This is a genomic window from Microbulbifer sp. SE14, from assembly GCF_059834885.1.
This window is the reverse complement of the sequence record NZ_JCBAJA010000010.1, coordinates 58,530-78,412: the sequence shown is the minus strand read 5'-3', so window position 1 is coordinate 78,412 and position 19,883 is coordinate 58,530. Positions and strand designations below refer to the sequence as shown.

General features: G+C 63.4%; 17 protein-coding genes. 4 read left to right on the top strand and 13 right to left on the bottom strand.

Annotation, left to right across the window (positions count from 1 at the left end; genetic code table 11):
• Window positions 1–54: 54 nt before the first annotated feature.
• The 3 genes from dnaG to rpsU all read right to left on the bottom strand — a co-directional run bounded on the left by dnaG (window position 55) and on the right by rpsU (window position 2,983).
• Window positions 55–2,028, bottom strand: coding sequence for a DNA primase (dnaG, locus tag AC6R19_RS09360; RefSeq protein ID WP_500579538.1), 1,974 nt, complete (start codon window positions 2,026–2,028; stop codon window positions 55–57).
• 23 nt (window positions 2,029–2,051) lie between these two features.
• Window positions 2,052–2,501, bottom strand: coding sequence for a GatB/YqeY domain-containing protein (locus AC6R19_RS09355; protein ID WP_500579537.1), 450 nt, complete (start codon window positions 2,499–2,501; stop codon window positions 2,052–2,054).
• A gap of 266 nt (window positions 2,502–2,767) precedes the next feature.
• Window positions 2,768–2,983, bottom strand: a complete 216-nt coding sequence (gene rpsU, locus AC6R19_RS09350) for a 30S ribosomal protein S21 (RefSeq protein WP_183461320.1) — start codon at window positions 2,981–2,983, stop codon at window positions 2,768–2,770.
• A gap of 174 nt (window positions 2,984–3,157) precedes the next feature.
• Between rpsU and tsaD the strand changes: the two genes are divergently transcribed.
• Genes tsaD through folK form a run of 3 tightly spaced genes read left to right on the top strand, consistent with a single transcriptional unit; the run spans window position 3,158 to window position 5,082 of the window.
• On the top strand, window positions 3,158–4,192 hold the full coding sequence (tsaD, locus tag AC6R19_RS09345) for a tRNA (adenosine(37)-N6)-threonylcarbamoyltransferase complex transferase subunit TsaD (protein WP_500579536.1): 1,035 nt from the start codon (window positions 3,158–3,160) through the stop codon (window positions 4,190–4,192).
• 3 nt (window positions 4,193–4,195) lie between these two features.
• Window positions 4,196–4,576, top strand: coding sequence for a dihydroneopterin aldolase (gene folB, locus AC6R19_RS09340; RefSeq protein ID WP_500579535.1), 381 nt, complete (start codon window positions 4,196–4,198; stop codon window positions 4,574–4,576).
• Between the two features lie 14 nt (window positions 4,577–4,590).
• The gene (folK, locus tag AC6R19_RS09335) at window positions 4,591–5,082 is read left to right on the top strand and encodes a 2-amino-4-hydroxy-6-hydroxymethyldihydropteridine diphosphokinase (protein WP_500579534.1); all 492 of its coding nucleotides are present in this window, start codon (window positions 4,591–4,593) and stop codon (window positions 5,080–5,082) included.
• Between the two features lie 80 nt (window positions 5,083–5,162).
• Here the strand turns inward: folK and AC6R19_RS09330 are convergent, their stop codons facing one another.
• The 8 genes from AC6R19_RS09330 to AC6R19_RS09295 all read right to left on the bottom strand — a co-directional run bounded on the left by AC6R19_RS09330 (window position 5,163) and on the right by AC6R19_RS09295 (window position 15,641).
• Complete coding sequence (locus tag AC6R19_RS09330) at window positions 5,163–8,294, bottom strand: efflux RND transporter permease subunit (protein ID WP_500579533.1); 3,132 nt, start codon at window positions 8,292–8,294, stop codon at window positions 5,163–5,165.
• A 1-nt stretch (window position 8,295) separates the two neighbouring features.
• Window positions 8,296–9,684 (bottom strand): efflux RND transporter periplasmic adaptor subunit, encoded by a 1,389-nt coding sequence (locus AC6R19_RS09325; RefSeq protein WP_500579532.1) that lies wholly within the window; start codon window positions 9,682–9,684, stop codon window positions 8,296–8,298.
• Window positions 9,674–10,315 (bottom strand): TetR/AcrR family transcriptional regulator, encoded by a 642-nt coding sequence (locus tag AC6R19_RS09320; protein WP_500579531.1) that lies wholly within the window; start codon window positions 10,313–10,315, stop codon window positions 9,674–9,676. The genes AC6R19_RS09325 and AC6R19_RS09320 overlap by 11 nt, the downstream gene beginning before the upstream one ends.
• 213 nt (window positions 10,316–10,528) lie before the next feature.
• Window positions 10,529–11,509, bottom strand: a complete 981-nt coding sequence (locus AC6R19_RS09315) for a type 1 glutamine amidotransferase domain-containing protein (RefSeq protein WP_500579530.1) — start codon at window positions 11,507–11,509, stop codon at window positions 10,529–10,531.
• Window positions 11,510–11,687: 178 nt separating this feature from the next.
• On the bottom strand, window positions 11,688–12,944 hold the full coding sequence (locus tag AC6R19_RS09310) for a sensor histidine kinase (RefSeq protein ID WP_500579529.1): 1,257 nt from the start codon (window positions 12,942–12,944) through the stop codon (window positions 11,688–11,690).
• Window positions 12,931–13,623: a response regulator transcription factor gene (locus AC6R19_RS09305; RefSeq protein ID WP_500579528.1), complete on the bottom strand. Its 693-nt coding sequence runs from the start codon at window positions 13,621–13,623 to the stop codon at window positions 12,931–12,933. The genes AC6R19_RS09310 and AC6R19_RS09305 overlap by 14 nt, the downstream gene beginning before the upstream one ends.
• A gap of 73 nt (window positions 13,624–13,696) precedes the next feature.
• Window positions 13,697–14,425 (bottom strand): pteridine reductase, encoded by a 729-nt coding sequence (locus AC6R19_RS09300; RefSeq protein ID WP_500579527.1) that lies wholly within the window; start codon window positions 14,423–14,425, stop codon window positions 13,697–13,699.
• Complete coding sequence (locus tag AC6R19_RS09295; RefSeq protein ID WP_500579526.1) at window positions 14,418–15,641, bottom strand: multifunctional CCA addition/repair protein; 1,224 nt, start codon at window positions 15,639–15,641, stop codon at window positions 14,418–14,420. The genes AC6R19_RS09300 and AC6R19_RS09295 overlap by 8 nt, the downstream gene beginning before the upstream one ends.
• 555 nt (window positions 15,642–16,196) lie before the next feature.
• Between AC6R19_RS09295 and AC6R19_RS09290 the strand changes: the two genes are divergently transcribed.
• Window positions 16,197–16,763 (top strand): response regulator transcription factor, encoded by a 567-nt coding sequence (locus tag AC6R19_RS09290; RefSeq protein ID WP_500579525.1) that lies wholly within the window; start codon window positions 16,197–16,199, stop codon window positions 16,761–16,763.
• A 139-nt stretch (window positions 16,764–16,902) separates the two neighbouring features.
• On the opposite strand, the gene AC6R19_RS09285 is transcribed toward AC6R19_RS09290, so the two are convergent.
• Together AC6R19_RS09285 and AC6R19_RS09280 are read right to left on the bottom strand one after the other, a co-directional pair.
• On the bottom strand, window positions 16,903–18,510 hold the full coding sequence (locus AC6R19_RS09285; protein ID WP_500579524.1) for a SpoVR family protein: 1,608 nt from the start codon (window positions 18,508–18,510) through the stop codon (window positions 16,903–16,905).
• Window positions 18,510–19,790: a YeaH/YhbH family protein gene (locus tag AC6R19_RS09280; RefSeq protein WP_500579523.1), complete on the bottom strand. Its 1,281-nt coding sequence runs from the start codon at window positions 19,788–19,790 to the stop codon at window positions 18,510–18,512. The genes AC6R19_RS09285 and AC6R19_RS09280 overlap by 1 nt, the downstream gene beginning before the upstream one ends.
• Window positions 19,791–19,883: the final 93 nt, after the last annotated feature.

The window sequence follows — 19,883 nt, the reverse complement described above, 5'->3', positions numbered from 1 at the left end:
TATGGTGCTGCATCTGGCGTTTTCAAGGGCGGCACCGGTGATTTTTCAGCCGGACTAGTCGCGCTTGCGCCAGTTGGCCAGCAGGGCCAGCTGCTCCTCGGCGCTGAGTTGGGCGCCGGCCTTCAGCTGCAGCAGCAGGTCGCGGTTGCGCCTTTTCTGCTCGGCCAGCTCCAGGCGCCGCAGGCAGTCGGCAAACTCCGCCTGGGGATCGTACTCCAGCTTGGCGTCGCCCTGGGCCAGCTGGCGCACACCGCTGACCAGGGGAGTATTGGCCAGTTCCTCGAGGGTTTCGTGGGAGCCGTCGCTGAAATTGCCGCGCCAGTGGCCGAATAGTTGGAACATCGACAGGCCGGGACGGGACTGAATGACTTCCACAAGCCTGCCGAACAGCTGCAGGTCCGGGTGGCCGCTAGTGCGGTAGGGTTCGGGGTCCTCGATCTTCGCCGCAAGTTCCGGGTGGTGCAGCAGCAGGGCGATCAGCATGCGCTCCGCCGGCAGCCGGTACTGGCCGCTGCGGCGCGGCTGCGCCGGTGTGGGCCTCTGGGGGGCAAACCCTGCCGGAGTGGGCCCCGGGGGGGGTATTTCGCCGGCAAATTCCGGTGGAACGGCCGGCTCCGGTGCCCGCTCGAGTTCCTGCGACGGCTGGGGTTGGGCCCGGTGCTGCAGTTGGGCTTGTGCCTGTGCAGCGCGGGCCTTCTCAGCGTTGATCACTTCCTGCAAGGTGTCCCTGTCCAGGCCGGTGCGGGCGGCCAACTGCTGGAACATCAGCTGGCGGTAGACGCCCTCCGGCAACTGGTCCAGCAGCGGCGCCGCCAGTTTGGACAGGCGCGCGCGGCCGTCCATGGTCTGCAGGTTGATGCCCTCGCCGAGCAGGTCAAAGAGGAAGTCCTCCAGCGGCCGCGCCTGCTCGTCCAGCAACTGGTGGAAGCGCTCCCCGCCCACCTGGCGCACCAGGGTGTCCGGGTCCTCGCCCTCCGGCAGCAGCAGGAAGCGCAGGCTGCGGCCGTCCTGCATCTGCGGCAGCGCCGCCTCCAGGGCGCGGCGTGCGGCGGCGCGGCCGGCCCGGTCGCCGTCGAAACAGAACACCAGTTCCGGCGCGTGGCGAAAGGCCAACTGTATATGTTCCTCGCCGCAGGCGGTGCCCAGGGTGGCCACGGCGCAGCGGATGCCGAACTGGGCCAGCGCCACCACGTCCATATAGCCCTCCACCACGATCAGCCGCTCCAGGCTGCGGTTGGCCTGGCGCGCCTCCCACAGGCCGTAGAGTTCGCGGCTCTTGTGGAAGATGGGGGTTTCCGGGGAGTTCAGGTACTTCGGCTTCTCGTCCCCCAGCACCCGCCCGCCGAAGGCGATGGCGCGGCCGCGCTGGTCGCGAATCGGGAAGATGATGCGGTCGCGGAAGCGGTCGTAGTGGTGGCGCTTGCCCGGTTCTGTCCGTCCGTCGCTGTCCTGGCGGCGGATGGCGAGGCCGGCCTGTTCCAGCAGGTCGGCCTTCTGCGGCGTATCGCCCAGCTCGTTCAGCAGGTTGTCCCAGCCCGGCGGCGCCAGGCCGATACCGAAATCCCGCGCAATCTCGCCGGACAGGCCGCGGTTGCGCAGATAGGCCACGGCGCGGCCGGCGGAGGGGTGTTCCCGCAGTTGGCTGCGGTAGTAGTCGGCGGCCTTCTCGGTGAGCTGGTAGAGGGGCTGGCTCTCCCGCTGGCGCTTCTCCTGGCCCGGGGCCAGCTGCTCCCGCGGCACTTCCAGGCCCCGGCTGGCGGCCAGCTTCTCCACCGCCTCGGGGAAGCCCAGGCGGTCGTACTCCATCAGGAAGCCGATGGCATTGCCGTTGGCGCCGCAGCCGAAGCAGTAGTAGAACTGCTTGTCTGGGCTTACGGTGAAGGACGGGGTTTTTTCGTCGTGGAACGGGCAGCAGGCGGAATAATTTTTTCCCGTCTTGCGCAGCTTGACCCGGCTGTCCACCAGCTCGACGATATCCGCCCGCGCGAGCAGGTCGTCGATAAAGTGCTGGGGTATCTTGCCGGCCATAGATTCTCACTGCCTGCGGGCGGTCAGCCCAGCTGCGCCTTGACCAGCTTGCTGACCGCGCCCATATCCGCGCGGCCCTGCACCTGGGGTTTCACCAGGGCCATGACCTTGCCCATATCGGCCATGCCGGCAGCGCCGGTCTCCTTCACCGCGGCGGCCACTATCTCGGCGATTTCCGCTTCGGACAGCTGTTCCGGCAGGAATTCCTGGATCACGTCTATCTCCGCCTGCTCCACCGCCGCCAGTTCGGCGCGGCCGGCCTTCTCGTACTGGACGATGGAGTCGCGGCGCTGCTTGGTCATCTTGTCGAGCAGGGCCAGGATGCGGGCGTCGTCCAGCTCGATGCGTTCATCCACCTCCACGCGTTTGATTTCGGCGTTGATCAGGCGCAGGGTTGCCAGGCGCTCCTTGGCGCGGGCCTTCATCGCGTCTTTGGTGGCCTGGGCCAGGGTTTCCTTGAGGGTGGTGCTCATGGTTGTTGTTCCGTTTCCGTGTGGGGTTCACAGGTTTTGTAGGAGCGGCGGGGCGGCCGTCCGCCCATGGCCGCGATCGGGATTTGGCGTTGGCTGGTAACCCGATCGCTGCCATGGGCCGCTTCCGGCCGGGCCGCTCCTGCAGGGGGCGTTATAAGCCCGCAAGAATAGCGCTTTCCCCGCAAACAAAAAACGGCGTGCGAGTCTGGCTCGCACGCCGTTTTCGGATACCGCTGCGGACTGTCCGCCCGCCCGGCGACTGCTGATTAATACAGGCGCTGGAACTTGCGGTTTTCGCGCTGCAGCTTCTTGGCGTGGCGCTTCACGGCAGCGGCCGCCTTGCGCTTGCGTACGGCAGTCGGCTTCTCGTAGAACTCGCGGCGACGTACTTCAGACAGTACACCGGCTTTCTCACAGGAGCGCTTGAAGCGGCGCAGGGCGATATCAAAGGGTTCGTTGTCTTTCAGTCGTACTGATGGCATTGGTTTACCTGTAATTCGTTTCTCTCGGCCTTTCCGGCAAATGCTTCTCGCAGTTGCAACCCGGCGGCCGGTTCACAGCGAGGGCGCAAATTCTAAACACTCCCCCACGGGATCGCAACCCCATTTTCCAGTATGATAGCGGCCCTTTCAGGCAGCCACGATTAAAGAGGGCAAGTGCGAGTTCTGGGTATTGAAACCTCCTGCGACGAGACCGGCGTCGCCATTTACGACACCGAGAAGGGACTGCTTGGTCACGCATTGTTCAGCCAGGTGGATCTGCACGCCGAATACGGCGGAGTGGTGCCGGAACTGGCCAGTCGCGACCATGTGCGCAAGCTGCTGCCGCTGGTGCGCCAGGTGATGCGCAAGACGGATACCCGCCCGAGCGACCTGGACGGTATTGCCTATACCGCCGGCCCCGGCCTGGTGGGCGCCCTGATGGTGGGCGCCTGCGCCGGCCGCGCCCTGGCCTACGGCTGGGGCATTCCCGCGGTGGCCGTCCATCATATGGAGGGCCACCTGCTGGCACCGATGCTGGAGGAGCATCCGCCGGTCTTTCCCTTTGTCGCCCTGCTGGTATCCGGTGGTCACACCCAACTGGTGGATGTGCGCGGCCTCGGCGAGTATGAACTGATGGGGGAATCCCTGGACGACGCCGCCGGCGAGGCCTTCGACAAGGCGGCCAAGATGCTGGACCTGGACTACCCCGGTGGCCCGCGCCTGGCGGCGCTGGCGGAGAAGGGGGATCCGCAGCGCTTCACCTTCCCGCGGCCGATGACCGACAGGCCCGGCCTGGACTTCAGCTTCTCCGGCCTCAAGACCTATACCCTGACCACCGTGCGCGACCACGCCCAGGCGGACGGCCTGCCGGACGAGCAGACCTGCGCCGATATCGCCGCCGCCTTCCAGGAGGCGGTGGTGGACACCCTGGTGATCAAGTGCCGCCGCGCCATCAAGGCGTCCGGCCACAAGACGTTGATAGTCGCCGGCGGCGTGTCCGCCAACAAGCTGCTGCGCGCGCGGCTGGAGGCGAAGTTGCGCGAGGACGGCGCCACCGCCTTCTATCCGCGCCACGAGTTCTGCACCGACAATGGCGCCATGATCGCCTATGCCGGCTGCCTGCGCCTGCAGGCGGGGGAGCGGTCCGGGCTGGCGATTGAAGTGCGGCCGCGCTGGCCGATGACTGAATTAAAGGGGAGTCTCAGCTGATCCATGGATATCGTTTATATACGGGACCTGAAGGTGGATACCATTATCGGTATCTATGACTGGGAGCGGGAAGTGCGCCAGACGGTGAGCCTGGACCTGGAGATGGCCTTCGATATCGGTGAGGCCGCGCGCACCGACAATATCGAACACACCCTCAACTACAAGGCGGTGGCCAAGCGGCTGATCGCCTTTATCGAGGGCAGCGAGTTCCTGCTGGTGGAAACCATGGCGGAGCAGGCCGCGGCCATAGTGCGCGACGAGTTCGGCGTGTCCTGGCTGCGCCTGCGCCTTTCCAAGCCCGGTGCGGTGCGCGGTTCCCGCGATGTGGGTGTAATCATCGAGCGCGGCGATCGCCCGGCTGTTGGCGCGGCGGCGGCAGTTTGAAGGTGAGGGTGAGTGTGGCAAAAGTTTTCCTGAGCCTCGGCAGCAATATCGATCGCGAGCGGCATATCCGCGCCGGGCTCGACGCGCTGGCGGCACAGTTCGGTGAGCTGCGGGTCTCCCGCGTCTTCGAGAGTGTGGCCGTGGGATTCGATGGCGACAATTTCTATAACCTGGTGGTGGGCATTCAAACCGACCTGCCGGTGGGCCAGCTGGCCCTGCGCCTGCGCGAAATCGAGGATGCCAACGGCCGCCTGCGCGCCGGCCCCAAGTTCAGCGCCCGCACATTGGATATCGATATCCTGCTCTATGACGACCTGACCGGCACCGTCGATGGCGTGAAGCTGCCGCGGGCGGAAATCGAGAAGAACGCCTTCGTGCTGCAGCCGCTGGCGGAGCTGGCGCCGGATCATATCCACCCGCTGACAGGCAAGAGTTTTGCGCAGATGTGGGCTGAGTACGACAAGTCGAAGCAGAGGCTGTGGCCTGTGCCATTTGTTTGGCCCTGATATCCACAACCCTCTCTTTACCCCTCACTTGCAGGGGGGCATTGCCATTCCCTGCCGCCGGGAAGCCAACAAACTCCTGTTCAAGTTGCGCCGGGCGATTGAGCCCCGGCCACCGATGGTGTGGTTTCGGGTTCCACATTGGTCCAGCCGAAATCCTCCAGGATGCTGTACAGGCAGGGCACCACGAACAGCACCAGCAGGGTGGAGCTGGCGATGCCGAATACGATGCTGGTGGCCAGCGGAATCAGCACCTGGGCCTGCAGGCTGGTTTCGAACATCAGCGGCGTCATGCCGGCGATGGTGGTCAGCGAGGTGATGAGCACGGCGCGGAAGCGGTCGTGGCTGGCCTTGGCGGCGGCGTCGTGAACGTGCATGCCCTGGGCCACGCGCCTTTTCACAAACTCCACCAGCAGGATGGAGTCGTTCACCACGATTCCCGCCAGGGACACCAGTCCAACGATGGACGGCATGGAGATATCCAGGCCCATCAGCAGGTGCCCGAATACCACGCCGATGTAGGCCAGCGGGATGTTGACGATCACGATCAGCGGTTCGATGTAGGAGCGGAACTGGAAGCTGAGCAGGGCGAAGATGCCGATCAGCGCCAGTACGAATGCCAGCCGCAGTGACGACTGGGTTTTGCCGCCCTCGGCCGACTCGCCCTCGACGCTGAAGGTGATGTCAGGGTGGCGCTGCCGGAACCCGGGCAGGAAACGCGCTTTCGTGTCGGCGAGAATCTCCGCGGTGTTGTTCAGTCCGGTGTCTACGTCGCCGATGATGGTGACCGCGCGCCGGTTGTCCACCCTGTGAATCCGGGAGTAGCCGCGGGCCGGGACCACCTCCGCCACATTGCCCAGCGGCACCGCGGCGCCGGTGCCCGGATGCACGATGGGAAAATCGTCGAAGTCCCTGAGCTCGTCGCTGGACGCTTCATCCAGTGATACCACCACCTCGTAGTTTTCCTGCCCGATGTTGGTCTCCACCACCTTGGAGCCCTCGAACGCGGCGCGCAGCTGTGCGGAGACCGCCTGCGCGTTGAGCCCCAGGCTGTAGGCGCCCTGTTTCAGGTGCAGGGTGAACTCCGGCGTGCCGGGGCGCAGATCGTCCATCAGGTTGTTCACCCCGGGGTAGCCGCCCAGCCAGGCGCGCAGCTCCTGGGAAGCCCTGGCCAGGCGGTCCAGGTCCTGCCCCTGCAGGCGCAGCTCGATGGCCCGGCCCGCCGGCCCGATGCTGGGCTCGGTGATGGCGACCTGCCAGGCGTCGCGGATCTGGCCGGCTCTTTCCAGCCAGGCCTGCTTGAGCTCACCCAGGGAGTAGTTGCGCTCTTCGGCAGTCAGCAGGTCGACGCTGATGGTGGCCAGGTGCGGGCCGGTTTCAAAGGCGTCCTGATTCTGGCCGTAGTAGACGGTAACCGCCTTGATCGCGGGTGCCTCCTGGCGCTCGTCTAACTCCGTTGCGATTTCCCGCAGCTGGGACGTGAGCTGCTCCACCACCCGCTCGGTTTCGTTCAGCGGCGTGCCCGTGGGCATGATGAGCCGCGCTTGGAGTACGTCGCCCTCCACCGATGGGAAAACGGCAAATTTCACCACGCCGGCAACCTGCAGTCCCACGGTGACGATCAACAGGGCGATGACGCCGCCGACAAAGCGGTAGCGCCGGGCGATAAAGCGGGCCACCAGGCCGTCCACCCGGCTGTGCACGGATGCGAACCAGTGGCCGAAGTGCTCCCGAACTTTGTGGTTGGTTTCCCGCCGGGCGTGCTCCAGGGAGTGGTACAGGTGGTGCGGTAGAATGAAAAACGCCTCGATCAGCGACACGGTGATCACCGACAGCAGCACGATGGGGATAGCCATCATCAGCTGGCCGACATTGCCTTTCATCACCAGCAGGCCGGAAAAGACCAGCAGGGTGGTGACGAACGAGGACAGCACCCCGCGCGAGACGGTGAGTGTGCCGTCGATGGCTGCTTGCAGCGGCTTTTTGCCTTCGCGGAGTTTCTGGCCGATGCTTTCGCTGATGACGATGGAGTCGTCCATCAGGATGCCGATCGCCAGCAGCATGGCCACCATGGAAATCATGTTGATGCTCACGCCCAGCAGGTTGAGCACGAAAAAGCTGGCCAGAAACGACACCGGCAGGCCCATCACCACCCAGAAGGCGTAGCGGGTGCCGAAAAACAGCCACATCACGGCAAACACCAGCAACAGCCCTTGCCAGGCGTTTTCCACCAGCATCTTGAGCCGGTCGCGGATGATGCTGGTGTTGTCCTTGGTGAGGTACAGCCCCACCTCCGGCGGCAGGCGCTTGCGCTCCTGCTCGACAAAATGCTTGACCGAGTCGAGCACCCGCAGGCTGTCGTCGCGACTGTTCTTGCGGATGGCGAGAAAGGCCGCCGGTTGACCGTTGTAGGTGACCTTGTCCTCGGCGTCGGCGAAACCGCTCTCCACGGTGCCTATATCACCCAGGCGGACCTCACCTTTTTGCTCACCGTGGAGCAGGATCAGGTTCGCCAGCTCGCCGGTGGTGCGCTTTTCGTCACTGAAACGGATCTGGTATTCGCGCCTGGCGGTGGTGAGGGTGCCGGCCGGCATGTCGATGTTCTGGGCAGCCAGGCGATCGGCGATGTCCTGCAGGCTCAGGCCGTACTGCCGCAGGTTGTGCTGCGGGATTCTCACCTGGAACTCGCGCTGCGAAAAACCTTCGATTTCCACCAGGGGGATATCGGTGGTCTGTTGCATGCGCTGTTTGATCTGCTCGGCCAGGGTTTTCAATTCCCGGAGGGGCAGATCGGCGGTGACGGCCAGGGTAATCACGTCCTGGGTACGGCCCAGCTCCCGGATCACCGGCGGCTCACTTTCCGGGGGGAAATTGTCGATGCCGTCCACGGCACTGTCGATGTCTTCCTTGAACTGGTCGAAGTCGCCTTCTTCCCGCATCTTCAGGGTCATGATGCCGACGCCGCTGCGCGCCTGGCAGCGCTTTTCGTCCGTGAAACTGATGCCGTCGGTGGCGTCCTCCAGCGGCTTGCAGATACCCAGCTCCACATCGCCCGGCGTGGCGCCCGGGTAGGGCACGGTGACCTGCACCTCGTAGGAGTCGATTTCCGGAAAGGTCTCGCGCTTGAGATCGGGCATCGAAAAGAGTCCGACCACGAGCAGCAGCACCATCAACAGGTTGGCGGCGGTGGGGTGCGCGGTGATGTATCGCAGCATGCTATTGCGCCTCCACCCACTTGGCGATGCGCGAGGGGGTGTCGGTATCGGCGTAGGGTGCCAGCAACCTGCCGTCTATGGCCGGGAACAGGTCCGAGGTGACCAGCCGTTCGCCCTCGGAGACGCCGTCGCTCACCAGCAGCATATCGTTCTGCGGGTGACCGGTGACCCGGCGGCGCGCCAGGCGGTTGTCGTCGTCCAGCAAAAACAGCTCGCCCTCGTGCACCGCCTCGCGGGGAATCGGGAAGTAGGGACGCGGCGCGCTGCTGATGGTCACTTCCATGTACATGCCTTCGACCAGCGGCGGTTTGATGCCAGGCTGGATATCGCGGTAGGGGTGTTCGACGTAGACGATGATCCCCGCGGTGCGCGACTGTGGATCCAGGTTGCTGTCGATACGCGCCACACGCGCCGGCCAGTGGGCGGAGCCGTTGCCCGCCAGGCGCGCGCTGGCCTTGAAACCCATTTGCGCGACCAGCTCTTTCCAGACACTGCTGCGCTCACCCGTTTCGGTGTCCTCGTTCCCGCTCAGCAGCTGGTCCAACGCCAGGTTGGGGCTTTGTCCGTGCACCAGCCGCTCCAGGCTCCGAATGGGTACCTGCACGTTGATTTGCACCCGGTCGATGTTTTGCGCGGTAAACAGCCGCGAGGCGCGGGAGACCATCTGGCCGGCTTCGACCGCGACACTGGTGATGCGGGCGGTGAAGGGCAGGCGGATCTCCGTGCGCGCCAGGTTGCGCTGCTGGGTCTGCACGTCCGCTTCGGCGATGGCGATCTGCGCTTTCTGTGTTTCGATCTGGTGGGGCAGGCTCTCCAGCCTGCCGGTCAGGCCCTGCACTTCCTGCTGCAGCTGCAGGGTGCTGGTGCGGACTTTTTCATAGCCGGAGTGCGACAGGCCGCCCTTGTCCAACAGCGCCTTGTTGCGCTCGAGATCGCGCTCGGCCAGCGCGAGCTTCTCCTTCGCCAGCTTCAGGTCCGTGCGGGTGTTGGACAGGCCCAATTGCAGTTCTTCCAGTTGTGCACGGCCCTGGGCCAGCCTGGCCTCGGCCTGTCCCAGCGCGAGGCGATGGTCCTGCGGGTCGATTTTTGCCACCAGGGTGCCTTCGGGCAGCAGGGCGCCCTGCTTGAGCTCCGGGTGCAGGTAGGTGAGGGTGCCGTTCACCTCCGCCAGGGTGTCCAGCAGGACATCGGGCTCGACTTCGCCGTAGCCCACGATGCGCGGGCGCACCGCTTGCTTTTGCAGTTCGATCACCCCGGCCACCTGACCGGCCTCGCTCCGGTCGGTGTGCTCCGGATCACCGCCGAAGAGGTTGAGTGCGGCGGTGACGGCGAGGCCCGCGGCGATGGGGATGAGAAACGCCCGGTATCGGTTCTGCCTGTTAACTTTCATGGAGGCTGACTCCGCGCATAAACAATTGATAGATGTGTTCTGCCCAGGCGTCGCCGGTGATTTGCTCGTGGCTGATTTCCCAGGCGGACTCGCGCACCGGGGCGGCGATAAAGGGGGTGACCAACATGGTTAGCAGGGAGAAAGCGGCCCATTTCGGGTCCAGGTCGGCGCGCAGGCGGCCTTTGGCCTGCTCGGTCCGCATCACCTCCGGCAATATCTGCGCCATGCGCCGGGGCAGGAGGTTGATAAAGCGTTCCCGCAACTGACTGTCCCGGAACAGGATCTCGTCGGCGATAAAACGAATCAGGGGCAGGTTTTTGCCGAACAGGTCGAGCGCCGTGCGGATGAAGGCGCGAACGGGATCGTCGGCTGCGAATACCTGCAGGAAGCGCTCGCTGTTTCGATGTGTGTATTGCTCCAGCGTGGCGAGCACCAAATCCTCCTTGCTGCCGAAGTAGTAGCTGATCATGGCGGATTTCATGCCCGCGCGCTCGGCGATCTCCCGAATGGTGAGGCTGCGGTAACTCTTCTCCGCAAGCAGCTGAAAGGTCGCCGTTATCAGACGTTCACGCCGCGCCTGCTGCTGCGCGGGGTCCTGGGGGCGGCCGCGGGGGCCGGGATTGTTTGGCACGGGGAGTTATATTTGATCGCTTGATTAATTTAATCGAACGATAAAACAAGTGGGCAAAAATGCAACGGAAGTTTGCGACCAATCACTGTTGATTGGTCACAAGGGGGCGACGAAAGAACTCGACCGGCTGTTCGAGGCGGCGCAGGCAGGTGAGTGTTGAGGCGTCCGTGCCATAGTTCCGCTCTTCTTCGCTCTCCCATTTTTGGGGGAGAGTTATTGGGCCTCGTATTTCTTGGCTCGCGCCAGCAGCTGCACAGTATCCAGAAACTTCCCAATCTCGCCGCGCATAGCGGCCACTATGCCGTGCATCGCCAATAGGCGCCGGTCGATCGCACTGCCTTGCCGCTGCGCCAACTGTTGCAGCTTTTTCCCTGCCATCCCCATTCCCTGTCGTTCATAGGCCAGCAGTATCTCCACGGTGTTTTCCGCCGGGGTGATCGCGCGCGGAATCGGCTTGTAGCCCAGTGCCTCCACCATGGCCTCGGCCAGTGGCCAGGTTGACCAGGGGTTCTGCCCTGTCAGCAGTTGGCCGTCGATGCTGACCTGTTTCAGGTAGGCCGGGCCCGGCTCGAAAACGGCCCCCCTCTTGCGCAGCCGGTCCTCCAGTAGAAAGGGAAATACTTCCCGGGCATCGGGAATCAGGAACAATTCCTCTTCGTTGGTAAAACCGGTTACCCGGCGATTGGTCAACAGTGGTTCGCCGTTTTCCAGTGTAACGTTGGCCAGTGCCGCCGGCCCGTGGCACACGGCGCCGATCACCTTGCCGTTGCTGTAGAGATCGCGAACCAGCCGCTGTATGGCCGGGTTGTCGGGAAAGTCGTACATGGCGCCCTTGCCGCCGACAAAGAATACGGCCCGGTAATCTGCGGCCGGAACCTGTTCGACCGGAATGCTGTTTTTCAGCTTTTCCTGCGCTCCCGGGTCATTGAGGAAGGCGTAGTCGAAGGGGCCCATATCATCTTTATCGATCACAGCCGGGGGTTCTCCGCCCGCGGGGCTGGCGATATCCACTTCGAAGCCGTTGGCGGCAAATACATAGTAGGGGCGGGACAGTTCGGTCAGCTCGTAGCCGGTGGATTTCCCGCTGCCGCCCATGATCCCGGTGCTGGTGACCACCGCGAGTATTTTGCCCCGGTTTTCGGCCGGCCTCTGTCGGAGGTAGTCCAGGTCGGCGGGAAGGGTCTGGGCAAGCACCTTGTGATTCTGTGGCGGCGGAATAAGGCCCTTTAGCCAGAGCCCGGTTCCGACCAGTGATAAAGAAAAAATAGAAAAGATAAGTAGCAGTTTTTTACCCATGGTAGGTTCTCCTGATTGACAGGGGAACCTTAAGCACCGGCAGGTAAAATCCGGGTGAAGATGCGGGAATTTCAGGTCAGGCTGTGGAGCCCTCGGGAATTATCGAGTACCTGAACAGGCCGTCGGTGCAGTCGACGGTAAATTCCCAGTTTAGCGCTGTCAGTATTCTCCTGACCAGGAAGAGTCCCTGGCCCAGGCCGTCACTCTGTTGGCTTTTTTCACCCGGAAGGAAAGATATGTCCGTATCGAAGTTTTCCGCTATAGGGTTCTCGAAAACCAGGACATCTCTATCTGCATAGATGTGCACTTCGGGCGGCGATGCGTGGCGGATGGCGTTGTTGAGCAGGTTGTCGATCAGCAGCGCGGCCAGGTGACGGTTGCCGAGGGCGCGGCGTTTGTCGGGTAGATCCAGTCGAACCCGAAACTGCATTTCCGCAATCCTGCGGTGCTGGGCGAGTATGCGCTCTTCCAGCAGCGACCGGAGTTCCAGCGGCTCCCGCTCTATGGATTCGGCCCGGGCCAGTGCCAGCAGCGCCGAGACGGTATTCTCCATCTCCTCTAGTGTGTTGTGCAGCTCTTCCTTTTCCCCTTGTGACAGCTCTCGCCGGAGCGCCAGCGCCAGGGTATTTTTGGCGATGGTGATGGCGGTGCGCAGTTCGTGGCTGGCGTCCCGGGTAAATTCGGATTCTCGCTGCAGGGCGAGTTTGAGCTGGTTGAGGGCAGTTTCCAGGGTCCTGGCCAGGAAACCGATTTCATCCTTTGCGCCAGTGGCGGCGAGGGATAGCGGCGCATCGTCTTTCTGCCGGCTTTTGACTTCCTCGGCCAGGGCGACCACCGGCCTGATGGTTCGGGATGAGATCCGGTAGGCGATCCACAGGGCCAGGGCGAGAGTGGCCAGCAGGGCGGCAAAAATCAGCCACAGCAGGCTGCCGGACTGGCGGGAAACGGTGAGCAGCCGGCTCACCTCGGCAGCAAGTATCGGCGCCGTGCCCTCGTCCAGGTTCAGTCTGCGCAAGTGGAAGTGTTGCTCGGCATCGCCGAACCACTCGGCCCTGGTCGCGCCTTCGGGCAGGGCGGCGCGAATGCCGGTCGGGGCCGGGTTGCTGTCGGAATAGAGCTTGATATAGGGAAGTCGCGGCCGGGGAATTTCACCGCTGGCGCGATACTGCTGCTCGATATGGCCGGCTTCATCGGCGAGCAGATTATCCAGCACCTGGTCCTCGATGACATAGGCCACCAGCATGCAGATCGCGGCATAGACGAGGCAGAGCAACAGTGTGAAGGCGCCGAAGGTGGCGAAGACGCGTCGCTGCAGGCTGTTATTGATCTGCACCGGGATCCTCCAGCTGGTAACCCAGGTTGGTGATGGTCTTGAGCATTGGGGACGGGAAGGCTTTGTCCAGGACCTTACGCAGGCTGTAGATATGGGATTTCAGTGCGTCGGTTTCCGGTGGATCGTCTCCCCATATCTGGTGTGTGAGGGCCGAGCGGCTCACCGGCTCCGGGTGGGCCCCGGCGAGGATGGACAAGATGCGGAAGCCGATGGATGTGAGTTTGAGCGGCTGCCCGGCCCTTTCCGCCCTGTGTTCGCGGCGGCGGATGGTGAGTTCGCCGATACAGATGCGGTCGCTCCGGTGCAGCTGGTTGCGCCGCGCCAGGGCGCGGCAGCGCAGGGCCAGTTCCCGCGGATCGAAGGGTTTGCACAGGTAGTCGTCGGCGCCGGTTTCGAAGCCCCGGGCCTTGTCGGCAAAGGCGTCCCGCGCCGTGAGCATCAGTACCGGCATATTGACCGGTGCCTGCTGCTTGATCTGCAGGCAAACCTCCAGGCCGTCGATATCCGGCAGGCCCAGGTCCAGGATGACCAGGTCGTAGACCTGCTCCAGCGCCAGGCGCCCGCCGAGGCGGCCGCTGTGGGCGAAATCGACCTGCCAGCCGTGGGCCCGCAGGAACTCACCCGTCTGGCGGGCGAGGGTGGGGTTGTCTTCGATCAGCAGTATCTTGAGGGGATTCACCGGTGTGTTTCTTGTAGTTTGCCCATCGGGCCATTGTGACAAGATGCGGGTGAAATTGAAGTGAAGGCGGGGGTCAGATGTTCAGGTTGCGACCGCCGTCCACCGGGATCACCTGGCCGCTGATATAGGGGGCCTCGCTGACGAGGAAGCGCAGGGTGCGCGCTATATCCCTCTCGCTGCCGGTGCGGCCCAGCGGAATGCGCTCAACTATTCGCGCCCGTGTTTCCTCGTCCACCGCCTCCTGTTCCGGCCAGAGTATGGCGCCGGGGGCCACGGCGTTGACCCGCACTTCGGGCGCCAGCTCCAGCGCCAGGCTCTTGGTCAGCATCACCAGGCCGGCCTTGGCAGCGCAGTAGATGGGGTGCCCGGGCATGGGGCGGTCGGCGTGGATGTCCGCCATGTTGACGATACAGCCGTTGTGCCTTTTCAGGCTAGGGGCCAATGCCTGGCTCAGGAAGAAAGGCGCCTTCAGGTTGCTGCCGATCAGCTGGTCCCAGGCGGTTTCGTCGGCACTGCCCAGCGGGGTTGGGAAGAAGGCGGAGGCGTTGTTGACCAGCACATCTATGCCGCCCCACCGGTCCGCGGCCTGTGCGGCCAGTTGCTCGCAGTTGGCGGCCGATCCCAGTTCGCTCTGCAGGGCGGCGGCCGAGTCCGGGCGTATGCGGTTCAACTCCTCCACCAGTTCCCGTGCCGCGTCAAAGGAGCTGCGGTAGTGCACGATCACCCGGTGGTCCCGGTGTAACTCGCAGGCAATGGCGCGGCCGAGGCGGGCGGCGGCGCCTGTAACGAGGGCGTTACGCATCGGGGTACTCTTCCTTTACCTTGGTGATGGCGCGGACCCGCGCCCGGTCCAGGGCCTTGCCCAGTTCGGCGCCCTCGTAGCCCTGTTCCATCAGTTCGTCGGGCGTGACCTCCGCCGCGGCCTCGCGCACGGCGCGCAGGTAGTCCACCTGGGGGTAGTCGCGGTCCTGCAGACCCTTGCGGCCGCGGGCATCCGCTTCGCAGGCGAGCAGGAACTGCTCGAATCTCTCCGGGCGGCGCAGGGCATCCAGGGCGCGCAGCATCTTCATCAGTGTCTGCGGGCGCAGCTCGAAGGCCTTGTGGCAGTGCAGATGGTATTCGCAGACACCGGTGGCCAGGGCGGTCAGCTGCTTGGGGACGCGCCAGCGGTGGCACACATCGCGCACCAGCGGCAGGCCGGCGCGCTCGTGGCCGCGGTGGCTGGGCAGTATCTCCTCGGGAGTGATGCCCTTGCCCAGGTCGTGCACCAGTACCGCGAAGCGCACCGGCAGCTCCGGGGTGGAGGTGTGCAGGGCCATCAGTACGTGTTCGCCGGTATCGATTTCCGGGTGGTGCTGGGCCGGCTGGGGTACCCCGAACAGGCGGTCCAGTTCCGGCAACAGTACCTCCAGGGCGCCGCAGTCGCGCAGTACGCGGATAAAGATATCGGGATCCGGCTCGGTCAGGGCGCGGCTGATTTCCTTCCACACCCGCTCCGCCACCAGGTGCTGTACCTCGCCCTCGTCCACCATCTGCCGCATCAGCGCCATGGTCTCGTCCGCGACAGTGAAGCCCAGGTGGTGGTAGCGGGCGGCGAAGCGGGCCACGCGCAGTATGCGCAGGGGGTCTTCGGCGAAGGCGGGGGACACGTGGCGCAGCAGGCGCGCCTCAAGGTCAGCGCGGCCGCCGTAGGGGTCGATCAGCTCGCCGTCCTCACTCTCGGCCATGGCGTTGATGGTGAGGTCGCGGCGCAGCAGGTCCTGCTCCAGGGTGACATCCGGGCTGGCGTGGACGGTGAAGCCGCCGTAGCCGTGACCGCTCTTGCGTTCGGTGCGCGCCAGGGCGTACTCCTCGCCGGTTTCGGGATGCAGGAACACCGGGAAGTCCCTGCCCACCGGGCTGAAGCCCAGCGCCCGCATCTGCGCCTCGTCGGCGCCTACCACTACCCAGTCGCGCTCGTGAACCGGCCGCCGGAGCAGCCTGTCGCGCACGGCGCCGCCAACCAGGTAGGTCTTCACGGGGAGAGCCCCAGGGAGAGGGGGGTACAGGCTTGCCGGGATGAACTGTGCACTGCCATAAATCCAATAGTTCCGGCGCCGCCCGTGGGCGGATAGGGAAGGAGAGTGAAATCTGGAGTTGCGGCAAGATAAAAAAAAGGCCCCGAAAATACAAGGGGGCCCAGGGTCTTAGGGTATTCGGTAGGGAATATCCATTCGCCATTCAAAGAGACTGATGCCCCACTTGCCGTGTGGAGAGAGGGGCCACCGCCCTGCGGGCGGCTCGGCATCCAACTGCTCTGCCGATTCGTGACCATTCTAGTTAACCTGTCATAACTGTCAACTCTATCTTTCAGGATTTTTTGAGGGGGTTCCTTCGTCATTCGTTAATAAAGTACATAGCCCGAGTTTCAAGCTGGTTTTGCAGTATTGAGCAGCATAATTTATAAGGGTATTTCGAAAAAACAGGATAATTTCGCGTTAAAATGTGGATTTCAGCCGCTTGTTGCGCGATTTGTTTCTAACTGGGAGCCGAGTACCTGCCAGTCATTGCAGGATGTTGGGGGAATAATAAAGATGAACGAACTGCATGTGCTTACCACCGGGGAGGCAGCGAGATACTGCGGGGTGAACTTCCGCACCGTGATTCGCTGGATAGAGCGGGGTCAGCTCAAGGCTTACAAGCTGCCCGGCCGCGGCGATCACCGTATCTGCGTGGAGGACTTTGTCGGTTTTCTGCGCGATAATGCCATGCCCGTGCCCAGCGAGCTGGCCGCCGCCAGCCGCAAGGTGCTGCTGCTGGCGAACGACCCGGAGCTTACTGCCGCTGGCCGCCAGGCCCTGCAGCAGGCCGGTTGCGACGTCGAGGTGGCCGGCGACAGCTTTACCGCAGGCACCCTGATGGCGGGCTGCAAGCCGGCGCTGATGGTGATAGATGCGAGCCTGGTAGGGGTGAACGGTTTCCAGATCCTGGATCACCTGCGCTCCCGCAGCGAATACGCCAATGTGCGCATAGTGGTGATAGCGCCGGCCGGCGAGCGGGACCAGCAGCGCTGGCTCGATGCCGGTGCCGATGCCCTGGTGGCCCACCCGGGCGAGCGCAGCGAGCTGGCGGCCAAAGTGAAGTTGCTGCTGGACGTTTGATTGAATGCGGACAAATCTGTCGGGAACAGATTTGGACGCCGAAGGCGCCCGAAGGGTGAGCGCCAAGGATGGCGCGAATCAATGCGGAATGATGAATGCGGAATGGCAGCAGCCAGCGACTATTCCGCATTTCGCATTGCTAGATGGGTTTCGGAACCAGCATAGACTCCTCTTCCCTCTCGGAGCGGTCGCGGCCCATTTCCGGGCAGTGATGGCTGGCGGTTATTTCGTCGCCGTTCAGGCTGTGCAGGTGCACGTCGAAGCCCCACAGCCGGTGCAGGTGCTTCAGCACCTCGCCGGTGTCCTTGCCCAGGGGGCGACGGCGGTGCTGGGTGTGGTGCAGGGTCATTGAGCGGTCGCCGCGGGTGTTTACCGAGTAGACCTGGATATTGGGCTCCCGGTTGCCCAGGTTGTACTGGCCAGCCAGATTGGCGCGTACCTGGCGGTAGCCGTCCTCATCGTGAATGGCGCTGACCACTATCTCGTTCTCGCGATCATCGTCGCTGATGCAGAAGAGCTTCAGGTCGCGTATCACCTTGGGCGACAGGAACTGCAGGATAAAGCTCTCGTCCTTGAAGTCGCGCATTGCGAACTGCAGTGTCTCCTTCCAGTTGCTCCCCGCTATATCCGGAAACCACTGGCGGTCCTCGTCGGTGGGGTTTTCGCAGATGCGCCGCAGGTCGCTAAAGATGCTGAAGCCCAGTGTGTAGGGGTTGATGCCGTTGTAGTAGGGGCTGTCGAACGGCGGTTGGTAGATCACATTGGTGTGGCTCTGCAGGAACTCCATCATGAAGCCGTCGGTCACCCGCCCGCGCCGGTAGAGCTCGGTGAGCAGAGTGTAGTGCCAGAAGCTGGCCCAGCCCTCGTTCATCACCTGGGTCTGGCGCTGGGGATAGAAATACTGTGCCAGCTTGCGCACTATGCGCACCAGTTCCCGCTGCCAGTTCTCCAGCAGTGGCGCATTCTTCTCGACAAAATAGAGGATGTTCTCCTGGGGTTCCTCTGGGAAGCGCCGCACTTCGGCCGCCTCCTCACCCTCGCCCATTTTCGGGATGGTCCGCCACAGGTCGTTCAGTTGGCGCTGGCGGTATTCCTCCCGCTCCTTCTGGCGGCGCTCCTCCTCCACCGCGGAGATGGGATAGGGCCGCTTGTAGCGGTCGACGCCGTAGTTCATCAGTGCGTGACAGGAGTCCAGAATCGCCTCCACCTCGTCCAGCCCGTGGCGCTCCTCACAGCGGGCGATATAGTTCTTGGCGAAGATCAGGTAATCGATGATGCTGCTGGCGTCGGTCCAGCTGCGGAACAGGTAATTGCCCTTGAAGAAGGAGTTGTGCCCGTAGCTGGCGTGGGCGATCACCAGCGCCTGCATGGTCATGGTGTTTTCTTCCATGAGGTAGGCGATGCAGGGATTGGAGTTGATCACTATCTCATAGGCCAGCCCCATCAGGCCGCGCTGGTAGTTGTTCTCGACACTGATGAACTGCTTGCCGAAGGACCAGTGGTGGTAGCCCACCGGCATGCCCACCGAGGAATAGGCGTCCATCATCTGCTCGGAGCTGATCACCTCAATCTGGTTGGGGTAGGTGTCCAGGCCGAACTCCTCCGCCAGCTCTCCGATGGCGCGGTCGTACTCCTGAATCAGTTCGAAGGTCCACTCGGAGCTGGTAGAGATGGGGCCGCCGGATTCGGGCTTGGGTGCTTCGGAGCCGGTGGTGCCGCCGGGGCCTGTGGTGTAGTTATCGAGCATCAGGCGGACACCTTCTGGCTGAACAGTTGGCGGAATACCGGGTATATGTCCTGTACGTCCACTATCTGCTCCATGGCAAAGTGATTCGGGAAGAGGGCGCGCACGCTCTCGTATTCCTCCCAAAGTGCCTGGTGATCCCGTGGCGTTATCTCTACATAGGAGTAGTACTGAACGTGGGGCATGATGTCGTCGATCAGTATCTTGTGGCAGGTGCTGGAGTCGTCGTTCCAGTTGTCGCCGTCGGAGGCCTGGGCGCCGTAGATATTCCACTCGCTGGCGGGATAGCGCTCGCGCATGATGCGGCGCATCAGTTTCAGCGCGCTGGAGACGATGGTGCCGCCGGTCTCACGGGAGTAGAAAAACTCCTCCTCATCCACTTCCTTGGCGCTGGTGTGGTGGCGAATAAATACTACTTCCGTGTATTCATAGCTGCGCTGCAAAAACAGGTACAACAGGAGGAAGAAACGCTTGGCCATATCCTTGGTGGCCTGGTTCATGGAGCCGGACACGTCCATCAGGCAGAACATCACCGCGCGGGAGCGCGGGCGCGGCTGGCGCACCAGCAGGTTGTACTTGAGGTCGAAATCGTCCAGGTAGGGCACCCGCCCAATACGGGCGCGGATCTCGGTGATCTTGCCTTTCAACATATCTATCCTGCGCTGGTCGCGCAGGGCGGGATCCTTGGTCTCCTCCAGTTCCAGCTCCTGTTCCATTTCGCGGATATTGCGCCGCTTGCTGCTGGTCAGTGCTATGCGGCGCGCATTGGCTGCGCGCAGGGAACGCACTACGTTGAGGCGACCCGGAGTGCCCTCGTTGCTGATACCGGCGCGTACCACCTGGAAGGATTCGTTGCCGGCCAGGCGGCGTTTGATCATGTTCGGCAGCTGCAACCCCTCGAACATGAAGTCGAGGAATTCTTCCTGGGAGATCTGGAAGACGAAATCGTCCACCCCCTCGCCGCTGTCACTGGCACCACCGCCGCCCCCGCCGCTGCCGGCCTGCTGGCCCTGCCGTGGAACGCGGTCGCCGGCAATAAATTCCTTGTTGCCGGGTAATACCCGCTCCACGTGGCCACCGGAGCCGTGGGAGAAGATGGGTTCGCTGATATCCCGGGTGGGAATGCTGATGCGCTCGCCCTTGTCCATATCGGTGATGGAGCGGCTGTTCATGGCCTCGCCGACGGCCTTCTTGATATGGGCCTTGTAACGGCGCAGGAAGCGTTGGCGGTTTACCGTGCTCTTCTTCTTGCCGTTCAGGCGGCGGTCGATGATATAACTCATATTACTGCCTCTGCTTCGAACCAAACCCTGCTGCAGTGGCGGCTCTGCTGCCGGGGGCAATTTGCGAGACACGCCGTGAATCCGTCCCTGGGG